The following is a 26,495-nucleotide window of genomic DNA, read 5'->3' on the forward strand; positions in this document are numbered from 1 at the left end:
TGTGTCATCCGGTCCCGTCCGGGTCGACGGGCCGCGCTTCCTGCCAGTCGGCGGGGGTCGGGCTGGTCAGACCGACCAGCGAGTCCAGGAGCGTGGGCACCGGGGTGCCCGTGGCGTCCGTCCCGGAGAGGTCCGCCGGGAAGGGACTCCACCACACGCTGCGTCCCAGCCGCCGGGCGATCGCGTCCGCGAGGTCCTGCGGCGGCCCGCCGATTCCGCTGGCCAGCAGGAGGACCGGGGTGGCCAGGTCCTTGCGGCTCAGCTCCGCGTCGGCCGCCAGGAGTTCGGCGAACTCCGCCGGGCCGGCCGGGTAGGAGGCCCCACCGAAGCTCACCTGGAGGCGGTCGCTGTCCTGGAAGTCCGTGTACACCAGGACCAGGTGCGGAACGGGCCGCTGCGTGCCGGACGCGTCCGTCCCGGCCCACGGGGCGTCCGAGGTCCCGCCCGGCGTCCGGAACGTGCCCAGGTCGGGCAGGAGCGCCGATCCGTCCTGCCAGTTCCGGCCGCTGCCGAGGGCCGGGCCCATCGTCGTGGGTGGGGCGGGTCGGCCGAAGGCGCCACGGGTCTCCAGGTCGTACGCGGCGGCGACGTCCGGGTCGCTCATCTCCCTGCCCGCCGCGAAACCCCGGGTGAGCAGGGAGAGCGCCTCGGCGCGCAGCGTGTCGTCCGCCTCTTCGGCGGGGTCGAGGTGGAGCGTCCTGGCGGCGAGGGCGTCCGCGTCGGCGCCCGCGGCGGCCCGCGTCTCCTCGGCCTTGACCCGTGCCCAGAACATCCGCGCACGCTCGGCCACGCCGATGTCGCCCGGATCCGAGAGGTTCAGCGCCGCGACGGCCGCCTCGTCGACCGCCGCCGTGTCCTGGAGCCACCGTGCGGCCGAGTGCAGCACGGGGAGGTCCACGAACCGGCTCACGGGCAAGGAATCCCCCGACTGCTGCCCCACGTGTGCGGCAGCAGCCAGCACACGCCGGGTGACCTGCGGATCCACCCCGGACGCGGCCTCCGGGTGCGCGGCCACCACCCGCCGCAGCAGGTCCGGTGAGAACGGGCCGGTCGGCCCGAGGTCCGGATCTGCGTGCCACATACCGGCGAGCGCACCGGCTCCGCGGACCAGGTCCGTGAAGTCGGCCGCGTCCTCCACGTCGTGCCCGAAGGTCAGCTTCAGCGCCCGCACCAGACGCAGCAGCTCGGCCCTGCTCCGGGGCGTCGGCGCGCCCTCGGTTCCCACCCGCTCCGCCAGCCGGTCGAGCTCGGCCCGGCCCGGCTCGGGGCGGCTCGTCTCCCACCACCACCGGCGTCCTCGCGCATCGGTGAACAGCACCCGCACGGGATCGCCCTGGTAGCGGAACACCCCCTGCAGGGCGTAGGACAGACGCACCGTACGCCTGGTGACGTTCGCCAGGTGCTGCCCGAGGGAGAGGGCGTCGTCGGCGAGCGGATCGGCGGCGAACGGCACCGGGTAGGAGTCACCGGCCCGTGAGAGGTCCTGGACGGCGCTGTCCTGCGGGGCCGAGGAGTAGCAGACCACCATGTCGATCCAGTGGTCCTCGGGCATGCTCGACAGGCTCTTGCGCCGCCGGAGCCACTCCCCTGCCTCGTGCCGGTCGGCGGCCCTCGACCCGCCGCCGGCCAGGGGCAGCATCAGGTGGCCCGGGAGGCCGTGGCCCGCCAGGTGGTACGCCTTGTCCTTGGGCCCGGGGTCGTCCAGCGGGAGGGTGGCGGAATAGGTGCCGGTGGCCCGGTTGTAGTGCACGTACAGCGTCATCTGGTCGAGGCGGCTGAAGTTGTCCTCGCGGGCCCCGGCGAGTTCTGCGGGCTCGTGCAGGCTGCGGCCGATCTGCTGCCCGGTCAGGGCGCTGACGATGGGCTGGGTGAGCACGTCCCGGTGCCAGGACGGCGCGCCGTCGTGGACGTCCGGTGCGAGACCAGGCCGGACCGGGACCCAGGAACCGTGCGGCAGCCCGTCCTGCCGGATCACGGCGACCGTGCTCCCCGCGCCCGGGTCAGGGTGGCGCCGTGCCAGGCCGCTGTGCACCCACACGGTGCGGCCGGTGCGCTCCGCGAGCGTGCGCGGCAGTTCCAGATACCGGTCGCCGGCGAAGGGCACGACCATCACCACGGGGGTGCCGGACGGCAGGCCCTGCCACGCGGGGTCGTTCGCGACCAGCTCGGCGAACGCGTCGGGGCCGAGGTCCCGCGTCGTCCCGTCGGGCAGGCGTGCCGTCACCGTGTCGTGACGGCCTTCGGCCAGAACGGCGTACGGGGTCACGTCCCACGGCCACGGGGAGAGGTCCAGCATGCCGTCCTGCGTGAACCCGCCTGCCTGATCGGGCCGGAGCTCCTCCACGGACACGCTGTTCAGCTCGGCGACGTCGGGCCCCGTCCAGTTCAGGCCCGGGACCCGCGTCCCGTTCACGGTGAGATGCCGGGCGCGGTCGGCCGCGAGTACGCCCTCCTCCTGCAGGGCGAACGCCGTGAGAGCGGCCAGGCTGTTCGCCCGCCCGGCGGCGAGCGCCCTCTCGACCATCGTGTAGAAGTCCCGGCGCATCTCCGGGTCGACGAGGACGAAGGGACCGAGGCGGAGAACGCTCCGGGCGACCGCGGCCACGGCGAACGGCCCGGCGCGCAGGGAGTGTTCCCCTCGGCGCAGAGCGTCCAGGGTCTCGACCGCGATCGCGTGCCCCGGAGACGTGAGCGTGATGGTGGCCTGCCGGCCGAGGTCGGCCCGGGTCGTCCGGCCGGACAGCCCGGCGGTGACGCCCTGGCCGGGCAGGCGTGCGCGACCACGGGAGATGATCGTGAAGTTGCTCGCGGTCAGGCGCGTCCGCCCTGCCGGCAGGCTCGCCTGGAGGACGCCCAGCGCGTGGTCCAGCTTCCGTACGAACAGCTCGTGCGCGGCTCGCGCGCGCTGCTCCCCCCTCCTGCGGGCGGCCTGTTCCCGCTCCTGCGCGGTGCCCGCTCCGCGCGCGTCGGCTCCGTACCCGGCGATGTCGGCCCTGGGCAGCGGCACCCGTGCGCGCAGGTTGCGCAGACCGGCCCGGGCGACCTGGAACGCCAGTCGGTCGACGCGCTCCTGTGCTTCGGCCGAGGGACGCGTCTGGCCGTGCCCGTACGGGACGACGCTCAGCCGGGGCAGTGCCGCGAGCGGGCGCGCAGGGGCGGTGGCCGCCCGCGCGCCGAACACCGGATTCCCGCCGCCCGTGTCCAGCGAGGTCACATCCGGGGCAGGCGCGTCCGGACCGGTCGTGTCCGGGCCGGTCGTGTCCAGTCCGGTCGGCTCCGCACCGGTCGTGTCCAGACCGCTCATGTCCAGGTCGAAGCCGCCGTGGCCGGGATCGAGGCCGAAGCCCAGGTCGAGGTCGAGACCGTCCAGGATCGACAGGTCGAGATCGTGCATGTCGGCGTCGGCAGCCGACTGCGTCACGGGCTCCGCCTCCACGGCGTCCTCGACAGCGGGGGCGGTGCCCGCGCCGGGCACCCTCCAGCGCCGGCGCAGACCGAGACCGGCACGCAGGCCGTCGGCCAGTTCCGTGGCGGACGCCGGGGCGGGCCCGGTGCCGGTGTCCCTGTCCAGCAGGTGCCGGGCGACCTGACGCACCGCGTCACGGAAGGCGTCGCCGGCGTACCGGAAGTCCGCGAGGACCGCGTGCGGCTCCGCCGGCAGTACCAGGGAGACGGCAGCGTCCCAGGCGCGCGCGGTGGCGTCCTCGCTGGTGTCCTCGGGCGCCGCGTCAGCGAAGTCGGCGTACGCACCCGCCCACAGCCGCCGCGACGCGAGCGCCGCCACCGCGTGTGTCCCGGCCGACCGGACGCCCTCTTCCACCATCCGCACCCGGGCCAGCTCCAGCGGCGACAGCGCGCTCGCCGGCAGCCGGCCGTCCCCGCTCAGCGCCATCTCGGTCCGCCGGCCGACGGACAGCGTGATGCCGGCGGCCTCCAGCTCCCGTGCGCCCAGGGTCTGCGACTCCGGCGAGGCGGTGTCCGGGCTCCGGGAGCCGACCGTCTCCGGCCCCTGACTGCCTGAGGGCTCCTCCCCCATGGGCTGGGAGGGCCGAGGCGGCAGGTCGTCCTCGGTCAACTGCCGGGCGATCCAGCCGCGTTCCGCCGCGTCAGCCGGGACGACCGGTACCGCGTCGGCCGCGCCGGAGCCGCTGCCCCGGGCGGACACGCGCGCCGAACCCAGCGCGTCCGGAGCGACGCCCAGAGCCCACAGCCGCGCCTCGGCGTCCTCCACCTGCCGGCGCGCCTCGTCGACCTCTGCCCAGGCATCCGCCACCACCGCGCTCTCTTCGCCGGCCTGTTGCGCCGACGCGGCTTCGGCAGCGGCGTCGCCCAGGGCGGTCAGCGCCCGTGCGTGCGCCTGCCACGCCGCGTCCAGCTCCGCGGCTGCGGTGTCCGGTCCCGCTGCGGGAGATCCGGGCGGGCCGGGGGCCTGGGCCACGGGGCGGTCGGGCCCGGCGGTGACGGGGCGGGTGAGGACCGGGCGGGTCGGCCCAGGACGGTACGGGAGGGCGGTGCGCGTGCCGGTGCCCGTTCCGGGCGCCGCTTCGAGGTCGTCCAGCAGGGCCCGGGCGTGTTCGTCGGGGAAGAGCCCGTCCCGCGCGACGTTCTCCCGCAACTCCTTCTCGTCGAGGGGGTAGATGTTCCAGTACCTGCCCCAGTTGTCCGCGTAGTCCAGGGCCGGATCGTGGCCGGGAACGTCGTTCAGTGCCAACTGGGCGCCGCGCATCACCTCGTGGACGGTGTGGTGGCCGACCGTGAGCGAGATCGCCAGCATCCCGGCCCGGATCAGGCCGAGGTCCAGGTCGAGGCCCCACTGCTCCCGCATCCGGGCGGCGTGCAGCACGAAGCGGTACGTGGATCCGGCGGTGCCGGTCGCCACCAGACCGCCCGAGTCCTCCGAACGGCCCTGGAAGTCCGCGCCCATGGCGATGTCGTACACCGAGGTGGCCGGCATCCAGGTCAGCCCGTCCCCGCCGACCGCGAACCGGCGTTCCGCATCGCTCAGGGGCGGGCGGGCGTCGTCCGGACGCGCCGGGTTCTCGACGGGCCTCGGCAGCTCCGCGATCGCGGCGGCCTTCTGTGCGGGTGACAGGTCCGACGCCTGGATCTCCGTGGCGCGCCGCATGTACTCGGCGTAGGCCTCGCGCTGCCTCCGGCTGGGCCGTTCCGCGGCTATCTCGGGGTGCTGCTCCTCCGCGCCGCCGAGCATCTCCGGCACCAGATCGCTGGAGATCCCCTCGTACAGGAACGCCACGAGCTCCCGAAGGTTGCCGCTCCTCACCACCCGCTGGAGCGCCTCACGCGACGTGCCGACGACACCCGCCTTGAAGCCGCTGGTGTCACCGAACGTCGCCAGCGCGCGGGGGTACCGCTGCCGTGCGGCGGACCACGCCGCGCTCGCCATCTTGCGGAACTCGGCTGTCACCGCCTCGTGTTCGGCCAGGTACTCGCCGAGCCGCCGGTCGAAGGCGACGGACTCCTCCGCGTAGCGGATACGGCCCAGGACCCACGGCGGCGCCTGGCTGTTCCTGCGCTCCGGGCTCGGCTGCGCGGAGCGGCCCGGCGGCCGGGATCCGGCGCGCTCCGAGCGCGCCGGCGACTCGGCGGTGCCGGCCCGCCCGGCCGCCGGCTCAGCGGCCACGGGGGCGGTGTCCGGAGCGGGCGGAGCGGTCACCGGCCCGGTGGCCGTGTCCGGGCGCTCGGCGGTCACCGGCGTGTGATCCCCGGCGGACCCGGCCCGTGTCCCGACGGGAGTGGTGCTGCCCGGCGACTCCGGCGCGACCGGACGCCGGTCGTCGATCTCGATCGTCACCACGCGCCCCTGCGCCGGGTCGGTGGCACTGCGTACCCGTTTCGCGGACTTGGTCAGGCCGAAGTCCCGTACGCCGACGTGCGGTCCGCCCGTCCCCGCCTGGTAGGTGCGCAGGACCTCGGCCAGCCTCGCGGCGAGCGAGCTCGCGACGGCGTCGGCCCGCGCCCTGCCGCTGGCCTGTGAGCGGTTTCCGTGCCCGGTGACGGTGACCGAGGGCATCGGCAGGCCGTGGTCGCGGTTCCACAGCCCGGCACGGGCCAGCGCCTGGGCAAGGGCGTCGATCGTGCCGTCCGCGGCGGCGGGGGTCCGGTGGTCCCTCTCCTCGAAGCGGATCGTCTGCTGGTACCGGCGTGGCGCGTGGCCGTGCAGCACCACCGTCGTCAGCGGGTTGGCCACCGCGGGCGAACGATCCGTGAGCAGCGCCGCGTTGATCTCGTGTGCGGACTCACCGGGCCGTCTGCTGTACGCCTGGAAGAACCACAGGTCCTTGTCGTCGATCACCGGCGAGGCTCGCCGGATCAGTTCCCTGGCGCGAGCACGGGCCTCGGCGATCTCGCGCTGCGCGAGCGCGTGCTCGGGGCGGTCCTCGTCGAAGTAGTACGGCAGTTGCTCGGCCTGGTGGACGTCGGCCAGGGCCCTGGCCACCGCGGCGAAGCTCTCCAGACGGGCGGCTCCGGCCTCGTCCGCGCCGCCGCGCCGCGCCTCGGCGGCGCGCCGGCCGGCGGCTTCGGCGAGCCCGGTGAGTTCGTCCTCGCCGTAGCGGTCGAGGTTCTCGTCGATGACGTCGTCGAGGAGTCCGGTGGGGAGCTCGTCCCGGGAGTGGCTCTCGTTCTCCAGGGTGATCTGGTGGGTGCCGTCCTCGCTGGCCAGCACCACCTGCGCGAAGTGGTAGGGGGCGTGCGGCCCCACCCGGTCGCCGGGCTTGGCGTGGTTGTGGGTGAACAGCTGCGCGCCGCTGTCGTTGGTGGTGCTGATCGACTGGATGAGGTATCCCTCGCCGACACCTGCCCACGCGTGTTCGTTGACACCGATGCGCCACGCCGCCGACGTGAGCCGGGTGCGGCGGGGGTTGTCCTGCGGTTCGTAGCTCAGCGCGCGGCCGTACCGCTCACCGGGAAGGGGGGCGCCCACCACCCCACCGGTGAAGCGGCCGTCCCGGCCCGTGCGGCGCGCGGCCCAGCCCGGGGTGACGCCGGTGGCGGGGAGCCTGCCCTCAGCCACCTCCGTCAGCGCGTGGGCCAGGTGGTGGGTTCCGGTGACCTCCCGGCCGTGCAGTCCGTTCACGGGCGCGGTCGCGACGACCGCGCCGGTGGGGCCGCGGAAGGCGATGTGCGACAGGGGCGCGGAGGCCGCGCCGGCCACCATCTGGGCGAAGTCCCGTGTGAAGGCGTGTTCCGGACCACCGGAGGCCGTCAGGAACTCCGGGTCGACCCGGAAGAGCGGCTCGCCGTAGGAGCCGTCCTCCTTCGGCAGCAGCACGCCCACCGACTCGTCGGCCCGGAGCCGCACCCCGGCGCCTGCCGCAGCGAGCCGCGCCGAGGAGCGCTCGATCGCCGCGCGGGTGGCGTACACCTGCTGGCTCCGGCCGCCCGCTCCGTCGCCGGCCGCGAGCATCGCCAGTGTCCGGTCCTCACTGATGTGCAGGGGCGGCCGGTCGGCCATGAGGACGCTTCCACGGTCCTGGCGCGGCAGGACCAGCGCGAGCGGGCCGGGCCCGGTGCCCTCCCCGGCCCGCACCTCACCCACGGAACGAGGCAGCGGCGGGGTGAACAGGACGCCGCTGCCACTCTTGTCGATGACGCCGTAGTCCCGCGTGGTCAGGGGCCGGGGCCGTCGGGCGTCGATCTGCCGTTCCAGGACGGCCTGGTCGGCGAGCCGGTCGAACTCCGCGTCCCCGTCGCTGCTGGAGCGGTCGTCGGTGCCGGAGGGGTCGTCGTCACTCTCGGCGTCGGCGTCGCTGCCGGGGTCCCGGGCGCCGGGCAGGCCGCCGTCGGCGGGCGGTTCCGTCGAGGCCCAGCCGGCTCCGGTGCCGCCGTCGCCGAGGTCCAGCATGAGATGGCGGGTGCCGGCGGTGGGATGCGTGGCCACGCCGGCGGGGGCCTCCGGGTACCAGACGCGGCGGCCCGTCGTCCCCGCGACGAGGGACGCGACGGTCGCGGCGTACTCCGGCGGGAGCACCAGGACGATGTCCGCGCCGCGGGGCCGCCGGGAGTCGTACGCGATCAGCATGGCCAGTTCTTCGGGGTTGTGGACCCGGAAGGTACGCCCCGGCGCGGCGATCTCGACCGCGTGACCGGCCGCACCGGCCACGACCACGTACGGGTTGCGCCACGGAGCGGGCCGCGGAACGACCCGGCCCCTGGCCCGTACGGCGTAGGACTCCAGCTCGGGGGCGGGTCGGCCCGGTCCGGTGAAGTCGCGGCCGACGGCCTCGGCCTCGTCGTCGCGCAGGAGCGTTCCCTCGTCGTGGGCGCCCCGCCCGGTCTCGATCTGCCGCTCGACGAAGTACAGGGCCAGGCGGTCGGCACTCTCGACGTCGTCCGAGGACGCGTCGAGCGCCAGCGAACCGAGCACGCGGAAGTCCGCCGCCCCTGGCCTGGCACCGCTCCCCATGTGCAGCACCCGCCGGGTGAGTCGGCTCAGGCCCTCGCGCAGCGCCTGCGGTGCCGGGTGCGCACCGGCCTCCGCCCGGACGAGCTCGTACAGCGCCTCGGACGTCTCCCGGAGACGCGTACGCGGGACGGCGTCCCGCCGGGGGCCGAACAGCATGTCCAGCCAGCCCGGTTCGGCCCACAGCGGACGCGCGTCGTCGTCGGAGTCCTCCTCGGAGCCCGACTCGTCGGACGCCTCCGCGAGCGGCGCCAGAGCGCCTCCGGGGGGCAGCGGGGGCGGCACCGAGCCGTCGGGGCCGGTCCGGGGGGAGGCATCGGGGAGCGACACCGGGTCGACCCAGACCGGCTCCCGGCGCTCCGGCTCCGCGTTCGCGCGGGCCTCGTCCCAGCTGGCCCCGTCCGGTGCGGTGCGGGGATCGACGTCCCCCACGACCGCTGCCCACAGGTGGAGGTGGCGCGGGCGCAGGCCGCTCTGCGCGAGGCCGTCCGGGGCGGGCTCGCGGAACGGGCCGAGCAGGCTGCCCGGCGCGTGGAGCCTGCCGGGGTTGCTCGCGTCGCGCGTCTCGTCCCGCAGGAACAGCTGGTGGGCCAGCTCGTGCGCGAACTCCACCGGGTCGGCGTCGGGCCACCAGGCCCGCTGGTCCATCCGCTGGTCCCGGCCGACGAGTTCGACCGTCAGGTGGGGGTCGTCGTCGGCCCCGACCGGTTCGACGGTGACGTGCAGCCGGTCCCCGGCGGGCAGCCTGTGTCCCGGGCGGTTGTAGAACTCCTCCACGCCCTGGAGCACCCGCGCCGTCACGGCCCCGGTGTCGGCCTGCCCGTCCCCCGGGCGGAAGGCGAGCCGGACGGTCAGGTCGGTGACGGTCTCCCCGTCGTGGACGAAGCGACGTACGTCGAAGGCCGACCGCACGACGATCCGCGGCCGGTCGTCGGGGCGTGCGCCGGGTGTGGGGGGCGGGGCGGGCTCCGCCGCGGTGACGGAGGGTGTGCCGGAGGAACCCGCGCCCTCCTCCAGCGGGATGCGCAGGGCGGTGTCGCCGTCGCCTTCGGGCACCAGGTACAGGGCGGAGGAGTCCGCCACGACCCGGTAGGGCGCGGAGTCCTGGTCCAGGTCCGCCATCACGACCGCGAGGGCGTCCATGTTGTCCACACGGCCGATCCAGCCGCTGTCACCCCGCAGGATCGCGCCCGTCGTGCCGTGGACGAAGTCGTGGCCGAAACGGGTCCATCCGGTCGGGGGGATCTCTTCCCCTCCGGGCAGGCGGATGTGGCCGGTGTCGGAGACGTCGTAGCGGAAGGGCTCCGAGCGGGACTCGGCGGCCCGTGTGTAGGTGAACCACCGGCCGGGCCGGGGGCCCGCCGTGGCAGGTGCGCCACCCATGGCGCCGGCGTCCGGTGCCTTGCCTTTCGCGGTGGCGGTGGCCCTTCCACCGGAGGGCCCGGTGGCACCGGGGCCAGAGGGTGCCTCGGTCGCGTCCGTCGTGCGTACCTCGGCACCGGTCGCGTCCGTCGTGCGTACCTCGGTGCCGGTCGCGTCCGTGGTGCGTACGCCGGCGCCGGGCAGCTCCGTCCCCCGTAGGCCGGCACCGGACGCCTCCGTGGTGCGTGCGCCGGTCCCCGGTCCCCCGGCCGCCGGCACGTCGGCGGTGGACACGACGAAGCTCGGGTCCACGCCGTAGCGGGGCCGCATGACGGTGACCGGGCGGCCGATCGGCCACTGCTCGGCCACCGGGTCCAGGCCGTCGTCGCGGGAGCCGCCGGGCAGCCCTCCCGGCACGGAGGCGCCGCGCGGCCCTCGGGTGGCGACCTGCCGGGGCCCACCGCGGTGGTCGTCGACCGTGACGTCCACGGTGGTGGTGCCCGCGTCGCCGGTGGAGGGCCTGGGGCCGCGCACCACGACCGGTTCCACGGTGAACCGGTCGGCGCTCAGGTGGGGGTGCGGCGTCCCCTCCTGGTACTCCGCGAGGGCATCGGCCAGCTCCTGCCGGAAGGACTCCGCGACGGCCTCGGTACGGGCCTTGGTGAGGTCCCGGCCGATGAGCCGGGCGCCGCGCGGTCCGCTGATCCTGACGTCCGGCAGCGGCAGCCCGTTCGTGGCGTTCCACAGCCCCGTCCTGGCCACCACCTTCGCCAGATGCCGGAGGGGGTGCGTGGCGGTTTCCGGCGTCTCGCGGGCGTCCTTGGGGAAGGTGACGGAGACCGGCAGGGCCTGCTGGCCACGGAGCACCACGGCGGTGAGCGGATTGGCCTCGGCGGAGGGCCCGGGGTTCAGGAGCCCGGCGTTGGTGTCGTGCGCCGATTCGCCGGGGCGCTGGGCGTACATCCTCATGTACCACTGGTGTTTGCCCGCGATGACCGGTTCGAGCTGTCCGATGCGGAGCGCGGCGGCGCGCGTCGCTCCTTCCAGCTTCCTCTCGGCCGCGGTGTGCTCCGGCGATCCGGCGGGTGCCGCCCGCAGATCCGCCTGGGCCTGCTTGGCCACGGCGAGGGCCACGGCCAGGTCGAGGTGGCCGCGCAGTTCCGCCAGGTGCTCGTCGGACGCCGCGTCCTCGAGCCGCTCGATCTCCCGGCGCAGACGGGCGGCGACGTCCCGCAGTTCCCCCAGCTCGTGGTTGCGCAGGTTCGCCTGGACCGCCCTGGTGTGCCGGTGGTTGCGCACCGAGGCGCGCGCGTGGTTCTCCAGGGAGATCTGGTGCGTGCCGTCCTCGCTCGCCAGGACCACGGTCGCGAAGTGGTAGCCGAAGTGCCCGCCGCCGGACGTCGTCTGCGGCTTGGCGTAGTTGTGTTCGAGGCTCGGCTGGCCCTGTTCACCGGCGGCGGCGACGGACTGCACGACGTAGCCCTCGCCGATGTCGGCCCAGGCGTGCTCGTTGACGCCGATCCGGCGTGCCGCGTCCGAGAGGGCGTCGCGGCGCGGGTCGGCCGGCCGGGCGAGGCTGAGCGCGCCGCCGTAGGTACGGCCGGGCAGGGGGCCGCCGTCGCCGCCGGTCGGCCGGTCGTCCTGACGGACGAGCGTGGCCGCCCAGCCAGGCTCCGCCCTGTCGGACGGCGTGTCGCCGTCCGCGACGCCGCTCAGGGCCTGTGCGAGGTGGTGGGTACCGGTGACCTCGACCCCGTCGGAGGCGTTGACCGGTGCCGTGACCGCCGGGCCGCCCTGAGGGGCGCGGAAGACCATGTGTGACGTACGGGCGTTGCCGGCCAGCATGTCGGCGAAGTCCCGGCAGACCTCCTCGGTCGACCCGCCGGAGCGGGTCAGGAAGTGCGGCGTCACGAGGAACAGGTGCCTGCTGCCCCCGTCGGCCGTGGGCAGGATGACGCCGAAGTCCGGATCGAGGGCCAGCCGCACCGCGGTGCCCGCACGCGCCAGTTTGGCCGAGGCGTGGGCGACGGCCTCGGGCGTCGCGAACACCTGCTGCCCGTACGCTCCGTCCTCGACCGCGAGCGTACGGTCCGCGGAGATCCGCAGGGCGGGCCGATCCGTGACGAGCGTCTCGTGGTGTTCCTGCACGGACATGGCGAGTTCGGGGGCGTCCTCCGTGCCCGCCAGTGCCCGGGGAGTGTGCCAGGTGCCCCGGATCCCGCCCGGCCTGCGGAAGAACACACCGTCGTCACGGCTGTGGATGACGCCGTAGTTCCTCGTGGTCAGCGGCTCGGGCCGGCGCGCGCTGATGCCGTCCTCGGGGTCCGGGCTGCTCCCGTACAGGTCGACGATGTCCGCGACGTCCCCGTCGCTCTCGGTGTCCTGGCCCGGCCGGACGGAGTCCCACACGGTGCCGACGCCGTCGGGGACCGGCCCCAGCATGATGTGCTCGGTGCCGGTCCGCCAGTCCGTGGACGGCCTCGGGGCGTGTGCCGAGAACCAGACCCTGGCGCCGGTGAGTTCCGCGACGTGCCGCGCCAGGGACGCGATGTCCTCGTGCGGGAAGGCCAGGACGACGTCGGCGCCGGCGGGCCGCGCCGGATCCCGTGCGACGAGCCTGGCGAACTCCCCGACGTCCTCCGGGGTCACGGTGCCCCGGGGCGTGGTCAGCTGGATCGAGTCCACCCCGACCTGGGCGAGGACCACGTACGGGTCCGACCAGGGCGCGGGCCAGGTGCTCACCCGGCCCTCCTGGTTCTCCACGGCGTACGCGTCCAGGGGTGGCACCTGGTCCCCGGTGCCGGTCCAGTTCCGGACGGCGCCGTTCTCCGACGCGATGGCGGTCTCCCGTCCCAGGGCCGCGTCATGGATCGACAGATAGGCGGCGAGGGCGGTCTCGTCGGCCAGCGCGCCGGGGGAGGCGCTGAGGGCCAGCGACCCGAGCAGCAGGAGGTGCCGCTCGCCCACCGGGGAGGCGGGGGCGAGGCCCAGCACCCGCCGGGTGAGGTCACGCAGCTGACCGACGGTGCCCGTGGCCGCGGGCTGTGCGTCCGCGTTCCCGCGCGCGAGTTCGCGCAGCGAAGCGGCGGTGCCGACGAGCATCTCCGGCGAGTGGTCGCGCCGGGCCTCGGGTCCGAAGAGAAGGTCGAGCCACGCCTCGTGCGTGCTGTCCGGGTCGCCGTCCTCGCTGTCCGGTTCACTGTCCACGTCGCTGTCGAAGGCGCCGTCGTCGGTGAACCGGAACCGGGCGATGGTCTCGGCGTCGCTGTCGTCCGTGAACCTGAACTGCGCGAGCGCCTCGGCGTCCGGACGCGGGGGGCCGGGACGCCCGGACAGCGTGGTGAGCTCGTACGCCTCCTCCTCGCCCGGCAGCCCCGGCAGGTCACCGTCGGCCGGGGAGGGCGTGCCTGCGGGCTGCCGAGTCTCCTGCGGGGCGGTCCGCGGCCCTGGAACGGGCGCAGGGGTGCGCGGCACGAGCGGGACGAGGTCACCGCCGCGACGGCGGAGCCGCAGGTGCGGACCGCTCTCGCCGGCCGGACCGGGGTAGGTGTGGGCGGTGCCGTTCTCCTCGATCAGCGTGACGGTGGTGCCGGTCGCCGCAGCGGCCCACTCGGCGACCGCGCGGTCGGCTCCGGGCCCCCAGGGGGCATGGGCGAGGTGGCGGCGCAGATGGCCGTCCCGTGCCTCCCTGCTCGGCCGGGGAGCCCCACGGCGTGTCACCAGGGGCGGGGGCGCGAACAGGGAGTCCCGTTCGGCCCGGTCGCCGGGCAGTCCGTTGAGCCGCATCATCCGGGAGGGGGTCCATCCGGCGCGCAACCGCAGCCTGGTGGCCTCGTGACGGTCCACGCCCGGCCGGCCGGCCGCGAGCCCCAGGGCCGTGGACAGCGCACCGAAGAAGCCGTTGCCGCGTCCGGTGGGAGCGCCCTGCGTATAGGTGGCGCCGTCCGGCGCGGTGAGGACGCCGTCGGCGGCGAGGCGGTAGCGCGGGGCTCCGCTGTCGGCGGGCGGCAGCCAGGGCGCCGTGGGGTGGCTGCGGTGCACGGGCGGCGTGGAGGACTGCCCGGTCGTGAGGGGACCGGTGCCGCTGCCGGAGGTCCCGGCCACCGGCGGGGCGGGTGGCTCGGTCACGGCCGGGGCGGGAGTGCCCGGTGGGAGGGCGGCGTGGAAGAAGCCGTCGGCGGAGAACAGCACCGGGTCGGCGGCGGGGTCGACGGCGGCCGGATCGCCACCGTGCGGGAGGAACAGCTGATCCCTGCCCTCACCGGTCACCACCGTCAACGGGGTGCCGAGGACCCGCGCGGCGAGTGCGGGCAGCAGATCGGCACCGCCGTGGTCGCCCGCCCGGCGCACGGGCGGGGCGGGCACGCCGTCCGGCCGCACCGCGCCTTCCGGCTGCGGCTCGGGTGCGAACGGACGGGACAGGGCGCCGGTCGCCAGCGCGACCCGCTGGTCCGGCGTCGGCCAGAAGGTCAGCGGAAGGCGGCCGAAGGCGTCGAACTCGGCCTGCTGGGCCGGCGTCAGCACCACGCCCGCGGCGTCCAGTTCGTCCTGGGTGAAGGTGTCCTCGACGTCCAGGGCGAGCGCGTCGAGCAGGTCCTTGTTGGCGTCCTCGCCCAGGGCCCAGGCGAGACGGTTGCGGGCAGCGCCGACGGCCTCGGCGGTGACGGCCGGGTCGCCGGAGGCATCCAGGAACCTGCCCGCGAGGGCGCCGCCGAGCAACTGCGGCAGTCGGCCGCGGGCCCCGGCGGCGGCGAGCAGCGCGTGGAAGAAGGAGGCGCCGTCGTGGGGCACGGGGTGCACCTCGCGGACCGTGACCCCGTCCGGCGAGGTGAGGGTGCGGGGAGCGGAACCGGCGCCGTCGGACACGGCGTACGGCTCCGGCGCCTCGGAGCGCCATCCCGGCGCGGTGTACTCCTGCGGCGGGTCCGCCACCGGGACCGAGGCCGAGCCCTGGTGATGCGCGGTCAGGCGGGAGGCGGCGAGGTGCAGCCGGTGGTGGTCCTGGGCGGCCGTGCCGGTGCGCTGCTCCCACAGCCGCACGGCGTCACGGGCGGCCTGCCAGGCGAGGACGGCCGGGGAACCGGCGACGTCCCTGGGCAGGGCGGTCGCGGTGCGGGGGTCGTCGTCGCCCAGGGCGGTCCGCTCCCCCGGGGTGAGGGAGAGCCAGGCCTCACGGGCCCGCGCCCGGGCCTCGTAGTACTCCTTCTCGGCTGCCGCGAGGTCGGCGGCGGCCTTGGCCATGTCGTCCCAGGCCGTAGCGACCTCGGCGGGGAACGTGTCGTCGTCGAGGAGTCCGTGGTCGCGTGCGATGTCCTCGCGCAGCCAGACCAGGGCGGTGGTCTCGGTCTCGGCGGCGCGTGGCCCGCGCCTGGCCTTGCCGAGCGCGCGCAGGGGGCGGCTGTCGGTGATCCTGTGGTCCGACTCGGCGACGGCCAGCCAGCTCACCGGGATCGCGAACAGCATGCTGCGGTCGGTGACCACCTTGAGATGGGTGCCGAGGGTGGTGTCCGCGGCGCCCTTGAGCGCGGTGGAGTCGTTCGCCCCGCCGATCGGGACCGTGGCACCGGGGTTGGTCACACCGGCGTTGCTGTTGCCGGCCAGCGGCGCGGTACCCGCCGCTCCCTCGACGTTGTCGACGATGCCCGCCTCCAGCGCGTCGGAGGTCTTGCGCCGTTGCATGGCCTCCATGCGGGGCTTGCTCTCCACGGCCAGCAGCCGGGCACCGGTGCGGTGCATCTTCGCGTAGAGGCGGGAGTCGACGGTGTGGACCTGTCCGAGGATGCGCGCGGAGGACTGGGCGGGCAGCCGGGAGCCGTCCGCCCCGAGTGCTTCGCGGAATCCGGCGGTCAGGCCGCCCTGCGAGGTGGCCTCCTGCTGCGCCTGCCCGGGAGCCGTGCCCAGGCCGGTGAGCGGAGTGTGGCGGGCCATGCGCACGCGGGCGCCGAGGATGTCGCCCGTGTGCCGTTTGCCGAGATCGGTGTCGCCGAGGCCGTCGGCGCGGGCGGTGGCCAGGGTCAGCGCGTCGTGGACCCCGGCCGCGCCACGGATGTCCACGGCGAGGATGCCGGAGCCGATCCGGTCGTCGAAGCGGAGGATGTCCGTGTCGCCGCCGGGCGTGCCCACCGGGCTCGTGCCGCTGCCGGAGGTCCGCCATGCCGCCACCCCTTCCGGGCGGGCCTGATCGGCCGTCAGCATCCTTACCGCACGCTCGGGTTCGGGCACGTCCTGTTCGGTGAGCGCGCCGTCGTCGCCGGCGCCCTCGGGGGTGAGCAGGCCTGCCGGGGCGATCTCGTCGAGGGTGCCGACCCGCGCGACGGCACGCGGGGGGAGGGCGTCGCCGGCCACGTCCGTCATCGTGACCGTCAGGACGTACGCGGTGACGATCTCCGCGTGTGCCTGTGTGGTGGCGATGTTCGGCATGGCGGTGCTGCCGTCGGTCTCGGTGCGGTTGCTCGCCCGCTGTTTGGCCGCCGTGCCCTGGACCGAGGGGTTGGCGACGAGGACACCGTCGCCCGCGGCGCGCTCACCGGCGCTCAGGGTGAGGTCGGCGCCCCGGTCCTGTGAGGTGCCGCCCGTGTCGTCGCGGGCGATCGTCCGGTAGTCCTCCAGCTCGTACCCCGTGCGCAGCCGCCGCACGGTCGTGGTCACCGGCGTCAGCCTGAACCTGATCTGGCCGGGACTGCCTCCGACGGGCAGGTGGTGCGGGCTCGACCAGGCGCGGTAGCGGACGGGCAGGGTCATCCCGCCGGTGGTCAGTTCGTGCAGATGGGCGCGCAGGAAGTCGGGCGATAGCCGCTGCAGGACCTGTTCCCTGTCGTGCGAGGGCACGCCCATCCGCTCCAGGCGCGGCAGCAGCTGCCGCGCCGCGCGGCTCGCGTCGAGCCGCCCGCTGGGGTGGGTGGGGAAGCGCCTGCCCCGCAGGAAGCCCGGCACCCGGTAGCCACCGCCGAGGTTGTCCGGGGTGGTGGTGCCCAGCCCGTCCGGCGCGAGGCCCGCCTCGATGGCGTCCAGCATCGGCAGGTGGAACATCACCGCGTCCCGGATCCGCTGGAGGGCGGCGGCGGCCGGACGCGGTGACAGACCACGGCCCAGGCGGCCGGACAGCCGCCCTGCCACGGCGCTGACGCGGTCCCCGGCACGGGTGCCGGCCGCGCCCATCGCCGCCGTCCAGCGGTCGCGCACCGCGACGGTCTCGACGGCGTCGGCGACCACGAGGTACATCCGCCCGGCGTAGGTCAGGGTGGTGTTGCGCCCCCGGGTGAGGGCCTGGGAGACACCGCGGCCCTTGCCCCAGGCGTACTGGAGCGCGGTCGCGTACGAACCGACCAGCGCCTGCTTGCCGGGGACCTGCTGCAACGGCATGTAGCCGCCCTGCACCCCGAGCGTGGTGCGCGAGACGGTGCTCGCGCTGCCGACGACCCGGTGCTCGTTGCCGATGGTGCTCTCGAGGCTGGCGGGCTTCGGATCGCTCCTCACCCGCACGTTGTTCAGTTCGCCGCGGATCGCGGCCTTCAGGTAGTGCGTGCGGAACGGCCCGGCGCCGTTGAGTCCGGTGATCCTGGAGCCGAACGGGCCGAGGTACTGACCGAGTTGTGCGGCCACGCCCAGGTTGGCCATCGCCCTGCCCAGGGCGGTACGGACCGGTGCGCCGGGTGCGCTGACGTGCCAGGAGCTGCCCGAGGCCCGGTCAGCCGTGTCCTGCATCAGCTGTCGGCGCTGCGGGCCGCCCTCGACGCTGAGCACCACGTGCGGGGCGCTGAGCAGCCGCTGTACGAGCGTGCGGCCCTCCGGGTCCCCCTCGGCCGGGGGCCGGGTTCCGTCGAGGAGCTGGTCGGCCTCCGTGGCGGAGAGGCGCCGCGGCGCGGGGAGGGGCGAGGGCGCGGGTGCCGCGCCGTCGGCGGGCGGCGCGGCGGGGGCATGGCGGTCCGAGCCGTGCGCCGCGGGCACGGCGAGTTCCACGCGGCCCACGGTCTCGGTCCCCCGGCTGAACAGGGGCCGCTCCTCGACCTTGCTGACGAAGACGCCGGTACCCAGCAGGCCGATCGACAGCAGCCGGGCCCAGCCCCGGGGGCGGCGGTGGCCCTCGAAGGAGGCTCCGAGTTCCACCTGGTAGCTGTAGAGGTCCGCGCCGTTCTGGAAGGTCAGGTGGTCGTGGGTGACCGTGACCGTGTTCCGGGTGGCCTTCTGGTAGGTGCGGGCGTAACGGGCGCCGACCGAGACGTTGCCGGTCCGGCGCGGCAGACCGGCCTCGGGCGCCTTGTCATGGTCGCGCGGCGAGACGCCCACCTCGGCACCGGCGGAGTAGGTGCTGGACTCCTGCTGCCCCTGACCGGAGACCTCGTTGCCGATCACCGCGTTGCGCAGCGACCGCTCGCTCATGGTGGTCTCGAACCGGCGGTCGGTCAGCCGTGCCCGCAGGATCAGCGTGTGGTGGCCGCGGCGCACCGTGCCGTCCTCGGTGAGGGTGACCGGAACGCCGGTGGTGGTCAGCTCGTCCAGGCTCTGCGTCAGGGTGGGCCGGTTCAGCGCCTCGCGCACCTGCCGGTCGTTGTGCAGGCCCGTCCGCAGCCTCCCGTCCCCGTACCACAGGCGCGCCAGCCGGGAGTGGCGGAGCATCAGCGGCGGCACGAACAGCGACGGGTAGGAGCGGTGCAGGGTCTCCAGGACGGCGTCCTGGAAAACCCGCACGGGGTCCTGCGGCGCGGTCCCGTCCTGCGGCACTGTCCCGGCCTGGGGAGCGGTCCCGTCCTGGGGTGCCGTCCCGGCCTGCGGGGCGGGCGCTTGGGGGGGCGCGGCCGGCAACGCCTGCGCGCGGGCCTGCGGGCGGAATCCCTCCGCGCGCACCTGGCCGCCCAGGTGCACCGGGTCCTCGTGGGTGAGGTACCACGGCACCGGCGGCTCGGCGTCCGGGTTCGGTCCCGTACGGCCGGGCGTACGGCTGTCCCAGCCGGCGAGCCTGCGGGCGTCCTGCGTGGAGATCCAGTCGAGGCTGACCACCCGCACGGGCCGTGCCGCGGAACGGGGTTCGCCGGCCTTACGGACCATCAGGGTCCGCTCCACCTGGTAGAGCGCCATCGGATGGTTACGGACCCGGCCGGTGACCTTGCGGGCCGCGTCGGCGCCCAGGTAGTGGCCGCGCCCTGCGGCGAGGTCCGCGCGGACCAGCGGGCCGCCTTGGAGGCGTACGTCGGTCTCGGGGCCCAGGAGGGTGTAGTTCGGCCCGGCGGTCACCTGGAATCCGAACCGGGTGTCGCGGAGGTGTCCCCGCTGGTTCTGGTACGTGGTCTGGGTGAGGTCGCGTACCTCCGCCTTGAGCGATTCGGTGACGAGCACCGCGCGGTGCGGCACCGACCGCTCCACGACCAGATGGCCCAGGGGGTGCTGCCCGCTGCCCTGGGTCAGCTCGGGCCCGCTGACCGGCCCGGTGAGCCTTCCGAACAGCCCGAGCAGCCGTCCTGGGCGGAGATAGGAGACCAGGGTGCGGTGCGCGGAGCTCCCCGGCCGGGCTCCGGCGACCGCCAGCGCCAGGTCCTCCGGCGGTGCCGTCAGGTGCAGGCCCGTCGAGTCGGTCATCCGTGGCTCGAGCCCGTCCGGGAAGGTCAGGATCTCCGGCGCCCGGCGCGGCCCCGTGTACGGCACGGTCAGGTCGTCCGGCAGCCGCCAGCTGAGCCCGTCGCGCACCCCGAACTCCGCGGAGTGCACCTGGGCGCGCCGCCAGCGCGGGGCCGGCGCGGCAGCGTCGGTGCCGGGCGCCGTCCGGCTGCCCGTCCCGGTGGAGTCCGGCGCCTCGGTGACCCGCTGCACCCGCACCCGGTAGTGGACGTCGTCCAGATGCAGGTGCGAGCCCTCGTGGGCACGGTGCTCGGCCTGCGCGTACGCCGAGGTGCCCTGGGAGTAGTCCGTCCTGCGGCTCCATCCCAGCGAGAAACCGATCTTCAGCAGCCAGTTGAGCGGGGGGCCCATGCCCAGGCCGGCGGCGATCCGGCGCCCGAAGCCGACACTGCGCCCGCCGCCCGTCCCGGCCTGCCCGCGCCGCATCGTGTCCAGCCTGACCGTGGCGCCGCCCACGTCGGAGAAGCGCTCCCAGCGGTGGTACGGGACGGCCTCGACCGTCATCTCCAGGCCGACGCCGGACTTCTCCCGGCCCACGAGGCGGGCCCCTCGCGGGGCGGTGAACGCGGAGGGCTGGTCGGTCAGCAGACGGAGCAGTTCCGCCTCGTCGAACCGCGCGCGCACCTGCTCCGGCAGGGTGCCGAGAATCTCCCGGGCCACCAGTTCGGGTGAGCGCAGGGTGAGTACGCCGGGGCCGGCGAGCAGCCCGGTGGGCGAACCCTGCGGCTCCCAGGTGCCGGCGGGTTCACGCGGATCGGCGCCCGGCCTGATCAGGACGGCGGGCAGCCTGCTGCCGTCGTCGAAGGTGACCGTGCGCGGCGACGGCCCCGGCGGGCCGGCGTCCTCGCCGGTCAGCAGCCGGGCCGGGCGGTGCCGTTCGAGCTGCGTCTCCAGCGGCACGGGGTCGCCCCGGTCGGGGGACTCCTCCTGGTCGGGACCGGTGATCCCCGCCATGCCGCGCAGCCACTCCCCGAACGGATCGGAACCGTCCGGCTCCTGGGCGTCCTGCGGCGCGAGGGGCGGGGCCGGGACAGGCTCGGGGGTGGGGACCAGGGCGTCGTAGTGGTCGGTTCCGTTGTACGCCAGGTGCAGGGGACCGCCGGTGCCGCCCGGGTGCAGCCCGGTCACGAGGAGCCCGCCCGGCGTACGCGGATCGGGCCGTACGAGACGCAGATCCAGGTCGAGGGTGTGGGCCAGCGCGTCGGGCAGCAGGTCGGCGAAGGGGGACGACCACAGGCGGGGGCGCTCGGCGGCGGCGGCGAGCAGGCCCCGTCCGCCGAGCCGCCGCGCGTCGGCGGGGGTGGGCGCCACGTCGGCGAGCTGCGGATAGTCGCTGTCGGCGAGGATCTGCCGCCATCGGGCGCTGTCGCCGTCGGTGACGACCTCACGGGCGACGCGGTTCCACTCCTCGGTGATGCGCCGCTGGTCCTCCGCGTCGTGGGCTCCGGCCAGGCCGCGTAGGCGCAGGTCGTCCACGACGGTGAACACCGGGTCCGGCACGGCGGCGTCGGCGACGGCACCCAGCTCGGATCCGTTGATCCGGTCGCGTATCAGAGCACGCAGCCCAGCGATGCTGCGTGCCGCCCACGCGGGCGGTACGTCCCGTGCCCGCGCGCTGTCCAGGACCGCACGGAAGAGGCAGTTCCCGTCGGGCCGGGCGGGCACCTGGCGGAAGGCGAGACCGTCCGCCCGGACGAGCCCTTCCGGGCCGGGCCCCCCGCCGAACAGGGTCATGCTCCCGGCGAGGCTCTCGGGCGGAGTGAGGGGCCTGGTCCAGGTCAGCCGGGCGTGTTCGTCGCCGGGACGGAAGCGGAGCAGGGGTTCGCCGTCCGGGCCACGGTGGGCTCCGACGACCTTGTCGAAGACGGACTTGTCGAAGGCCGTCGGCGGATTCCAGAACATGTGAGCGCCGTGGGTCACGGCGATGTCCTTCGCCCGCATCTCCTCGATCAGAGCGTCGTGGGCAGGCGCGGGAATACGCGAACCGCCCGGCGTCGACACGTCGAACACGTCGTGGTCTCCGGTGATCGGACGCAGCCCACCGTCCTCCCCCACGACGAAGACGACACCGTCCCGCACGGCGAACGTGTTGTCCACCTCGTGCGCCGCCATCTTCGCGGCCAGCTCGTGGAACTCCGTCGAACGCTGGTTGAAGCGGGACAGGACCCCTTCCCAGGCACCCTCCGCGACAGCACCCGGCTCGGGCAGGACCGGCTTGAAGAAGCCGACGAGCCCGAGGCTCTCCGGGTCGGCCCCCAGCAGGACGTCGAGCCCGTTGAGCGTCTTGGCCTTGATCTCCGGCGGTTTCGCCACGGCCCCGGCCTCGAGCCACTTCGGGGCGAGCGAATTGGTCGGGCGTACGTCGATGACCAGGTTCCGGTCGTGCGCCACCTCGCGGAAGCCCTTGAAGTTCTTCTCCGGCATCCCGTACACCTGCCGGCCCGTGTGCGCGTTCACCTCACCGTTCATCAGCGGTGCCGGCCCTGCGCCGGGGGCGGTGCCCCCGGGTCCGGGGCCGTGCAGCCGGCGCGCCAGCTCGGCGGTGTCCTCCGGGCCGAGGCCGAGATCGGACAGGGGCAGCGGTGCGTCCGACAGCGACCAGGCGATCTCGGCCGCCGGAGCGTAGGAGAGCCCGCGCACGTCCTGCTTCGACACCCGTGTGGCCGGGGGCAGTTCGGGCGGCGGCGGGGGCAGCAGGTCCCCGAGTGTGGTGTCCGGTCCCGCACCGGCTCCGAGCTCCGCTGCGGCGCGCAGGAACGCGGTGTACTGCCCGGGGGTCGGGCCGGTGGCCGGGTCAACGGCCCGGGCACCCGTCGCAATGTGCCAGTCGGTGACCATCCGGCGCAGCAGGTCCGGGGACATCCGGCCGTCGCCGTAGCGGGCCGCACTGTCGGTGTCCAGCCAGCGCAGACCGTCCACATGGGCGAGCCCTGCGAGCAACTCACGGTTCTCCGGGCGTTGTTCGGCGTCCGGCCCGAGGGCGTCGCGCAGTGTCCGGATCTGCTGGAGGGTGCGGGCGCGGGCGAACGCGTCGGCCGGGCCGGGGCCCGCGTGCAGACCCGCGTCGCGCGCCGCCCGGTCGAGGTCGGCGCCGCCGGGTTCGGGGGTGAAGAGCCGCCAGCGGCCCGGTCCGTCCGGGCCCTCGGTGAGCACCGCGCGGACGTCACCGTCACGGTCGCGTGCCGTGCCCACCTCGGTGGTCGGCGCGTACACGGACCGGCCGGTGCGGTTCGCCACGTGCTGCGCCACGGGCAGACCCGCCACCTCGGGCGGGCGTCCCGTCTCGCAGGAGTACAGGACCAGGGGGCGCTCCTGATCACCGTCCGCCGCCCACGACTTGAGCACCTCGCCGAGCTGCACACCGCTGACCTTCACGGCCGGGCGCGTCGCGTCGTCGGTGCCGAGGGTGACGGTACGGGGAGTGCCGTGCGCCACGAAGTAGTCGGCGCCTCGTTCGGTACCCGCGCCGGGGAGCGGGGCGGGCGGTCCGGTGAACACGGTGCGCGGGGCGGCCCGCGTCATTCCGTCCCCGTCCCCGTCCACGGAGTCCGCGCGCGGGAGCGGGGAGCCGGACACGGTCCGTACGCCGCGGAAGGTGTCCTGGCCGAGCAGCGCCCGGCGCCCCGCGTCGCGAGCCGTGCCGTCCTCGGCCGGGCTCTGCGAGAGGGTCACCGTCCGGACGGCACGGCCCGGTGCGGGCCGCACCGCCGCATCCGGTACCAGGCGCCGCAGGTGGCTGAAGGGGACCGTGTGGCCCTCCAGGGTGACGACGGCCGGTTCACCGGCCGGCCGCCGGGGGCCGTCGGCCCCGCCGCCGGAGTCCCGCCTGTCCACGGGACGGACGACGATCCGGGCCGGGGTCGGCGCCGGGGCGACGGCCGGGGGCGCGGGGGCGGTCTCCCGTGTGGCCGGCGCGGGCACGGGAGGTGTGCTCCCACCGCCCGTGCCGTGTCCCGCGACGGTACCGGGGTCCCGGCCGCCGGACACGATGCCCGTGCCGTCGTCGCCACCCGGTTCCAGAAACAGATCGGTGGCCGGCTCGCTCCAGGGGCGGGACAGCGTCGAGAGCTTGGCAGGGGCCGACTCCGTGTCAGCCGTGGCGCCCGGTGCCGTTGCGTCCTGGTGCACGGCCTTCGTCTCCGTGGGCAGCGCCGTCGGAGGTGTGGCCGTGGTGCCGGTGAGCGGGGCACCGTCGTCGGTCGTGGAGCTCTGGGTGGCCGGCCGGGGCATCGGGCCGAGGGCGTCGGCGAGCGGCAGCAGCACGTCCGCACCGGGGAACGCCGTGTCCGGGGCGCCGTTGGCCGGCTCGGCGGGCGCGGGGCCGGCGAGCGGGCGGATCAGCACCGGGGCGCCCGGACCTTCACGGGTCAGCTCGACCGCGGCCCGTACGGGGCGTCCTGCCGGGTCCGCCGCGACCGGCGGGCCGAGGACCACGGCCCGGTCGGTCCCGGCGCCGTCCAGGAGCTCGGCCGCCTCCTGGGACCCCGCCGGCGGTGGCGCGGCCGAGACCACGATCGTCAGCGGCTGGGCCGGGACGGCCACGGAGTCGCCGGGGTGGGCGGGGACCGGGCCGGACTTCGCGTCGGTCGCGGTGCGGACGTCTCCCGAGCCGCCCGTCTCCGCGAACGTGCCGACGGTGCTCACGGGGGACGGAGCGGCGCCGGCTTCGGCGGCCCGCCCCACACCTCCCGGTTCGGCGATCTCCGGTGCGGGCGTGGTGGAGACGCCCTCCGGCGCGGGAGCGGGCACCCCGGATTCGGCCGTGACGCCGGTCCGGGAGGCGGGCTCCCCCTCGGTCCCGGTGGTGGAGCCGGCATCCGGGCCGGAGGCCGGGCCGCCGTCGGTCCCGGCAGCGGTCCCGGTGTGCTGAGCGGTCTCGGCCCCGGTGGCGGGGTCGACGGTTTCCGAGGTGGGTGCGGTCGGTGCGGAGTCGTCCGTCGCGGCAGGTGCCCCGGGGGCTGTCCCGTCCGGGGTACGGGAGCCCTGCGGTGCCGTGGCGGAGGGAGCGGTGCCGCTCCCGCCCGCCGGGAGGCCACCCTGCCGGGTGCCGCCGCCCGTTCCGGGGGTGGCGGAGGCGGCCGGGGCGCCCGCGCCCTGGGCCGGCACCGTGGTCGTACCGTCGTTCTCACCGGCCCTCGCCCCGGAGGCGTCCGGCTGGTTGTTCTGCGAGGGCTCCTGAAGGCCCGTCTGTGGTGCCCCGTGCGGGTTGTTCGTGACCTCGGACGTGTCAGGGGTCACGGAGGCCCCGCCCACCTCGATCGGAGCCTCCACCGAGATCTCGGTGCCGAAGCCCCCGAGGGCGCGGCGGACGTCGTCCGTGTCGATCTGGGTGGCGGGATCACTTCCCGCGGGCACGACCCGTACGTCGGGCAGGTGCGAGACATGGCCGTGCAGGCTGTCGCGTACGCCGAGCTCCACACTGCCCGGCGGCCGGGAGCCGCGCAGTGCCGCCAGGTCACGCAGTGCCTGCTCGCGGACCTCGGCGGACCCCTGGTGGACCTGCTGCCACAGCTCGTTCTCGGCGGCGGTCACGGGCAGCGTGCCCGGGGAGTACGGCGGCGGGTCCAGCGGGGTGTAGGGCGGCGGGTCCACGGAGGTGTAGGGCGGCGGGTTCTCAACGCCGTGGGGCAGGGGCGCCCGGCCCGTACCGGCGGACGCCTGTCCGGTGGTCTGCTGGACGACCGGCGGCGGTGAGGTGAGCACGCCGCCGCCCGTGGTGTCGCCGCCGCCCGTGGTGTCCGGGCGCGAGGGGCCGTCGGTACGATCCTGGCTCCCGCCGGAGCGCGGGGAACCGCCGTCGTCCTGCGTACCCGCGTCGCCTCCGCCGGAGAGGGTGGGTGGCTGGTTCCTCAACGTGTCGATGACGTGCCGCAGTTCGGCCGCACTGTTCACGGCGGTGTCGCTCAGCGTCGCCTCGACCTGGCTGCTGATGCCCGCGCCGACGAAAGTGGACCAGCTGGTGGACCAGTCGCCCTCGAAGGCGCCCTTGATCAGGATCTCGGCGAGCGCCTCGCCGGAGCCCGCGGCGAGGAAGTCGGTTGTTCCCTTGAGCGCGTAGTGCCCCGCGAGCGCACCCGGCCGGTCGGCGTTGTGGCGCAGGATCTGGTTGTTCCGCCACAGCTCGGTGTTGTTCCGGAAGGACAGCGGGTCGTTCCGGAAGGTCACCGGGAGTTTGCCGCCCGGGTTGGGGTTCGGCGTGGGAGTGGGGGTGGGGTGCGGCGTGGGGCTGAGCGTGGGGTCCGGGTTCGGCTTGGGGTTCGGTCCGTGGTGCGAGAGGTCGAGGTCCGGGTCGTTCTTCAGGTTCGGGGGGTTCTTGAAGTCGAGGTCCGGCCCGTTCTTGAGGAAGTTGTTGTCGAAGCTCCTGACGATGTTCCTGGCGAAGTTGTCGAAGACGCTGGTGAGGAAACCCGCCGCCGCGCCGAACGCGGCGGCCTTGCCGATGTCGCTCCAGTCGATGCCGTCCGGACGGCGGCCGTCCGGGGCGAAGTTCATCATCGCCAGCCGGACCGCGAAGGTGGTGAAGGCCTCGGCGAACGCCTCGGTCAGTGAGGGTGCCAGGTGGAGCCGCTGGAGCAGGTGGGTGAGCGTGGTGAGGATGAAGAACCGGCTGCGCAGCTTCGCCATCATGATCTGGCTGGCCGACGCGCCGCCGGTGAAGAAGGACATCGCCAGGTAGATGGCGATCTCGATGAGCAGCCGGATGACCTCGGCGATGACCTGCCACTTGGACTCCATGATGTCCATGGAGGTCTTGCGCCGGCCTTCGGCGATCTTGTCGAGCTGGTCCGAGAAGTCGCGCAGGTAGTTCTTGCCGCCGTCGTCGATGAGCATGCCCATCGCCTTGCCGTACGACTTCGCCAGGTCGTCCGGCATCGACTCGCCGATGTCGTGGATCGACTTGTCGATCAGCGAGGAGAGCTTGTCCAGCTTGCGGCCCAGGCCGGCGTACGGCAGGCGGCTGTCGTAGGCGAGGTCCTCGTCGGCGTCCATGAGCTTCTCCCCGGTGAGGATGAAGATCATCGCGTTGACCTCGGGCGACACCTGGATGCTCATCGGGGGCCGCCCTGGAGGCCACCGGGGCAGCACGGGGAGGCCGCTC

At 75.0% G+C, this 26,495-nt stretch carries 1 protein-coding gene; it reads right to left on the reverse strand.

Translation table 11 applies throughout. The features are described 5' to 3' along the window. Window positions 1-4: 4 nt before the first annotated feature. Window positions 5-26,449, reverse strand: coding sequence for a lonely Cys domain-containing protein (locus ACFY8O_RS15295; protein WP_387902239.1), 26,445 nt, complete (start codon window positions 26,447-26,449; stop codon window positions 5-7). Window positions 26,450-26,495 lie beyond the last annotated feature (46 nt).

Source organism: Streptomyces argenteolus (genome assembly GCF_042902585.1).
GTDB classification, from domain to species: domain Bacteria; phylum Actinomycetota; class Actinomycetes; order Streptomycetales; family Streptomycetaceae; genus Streptomyces; species Streptomyces argenteolus.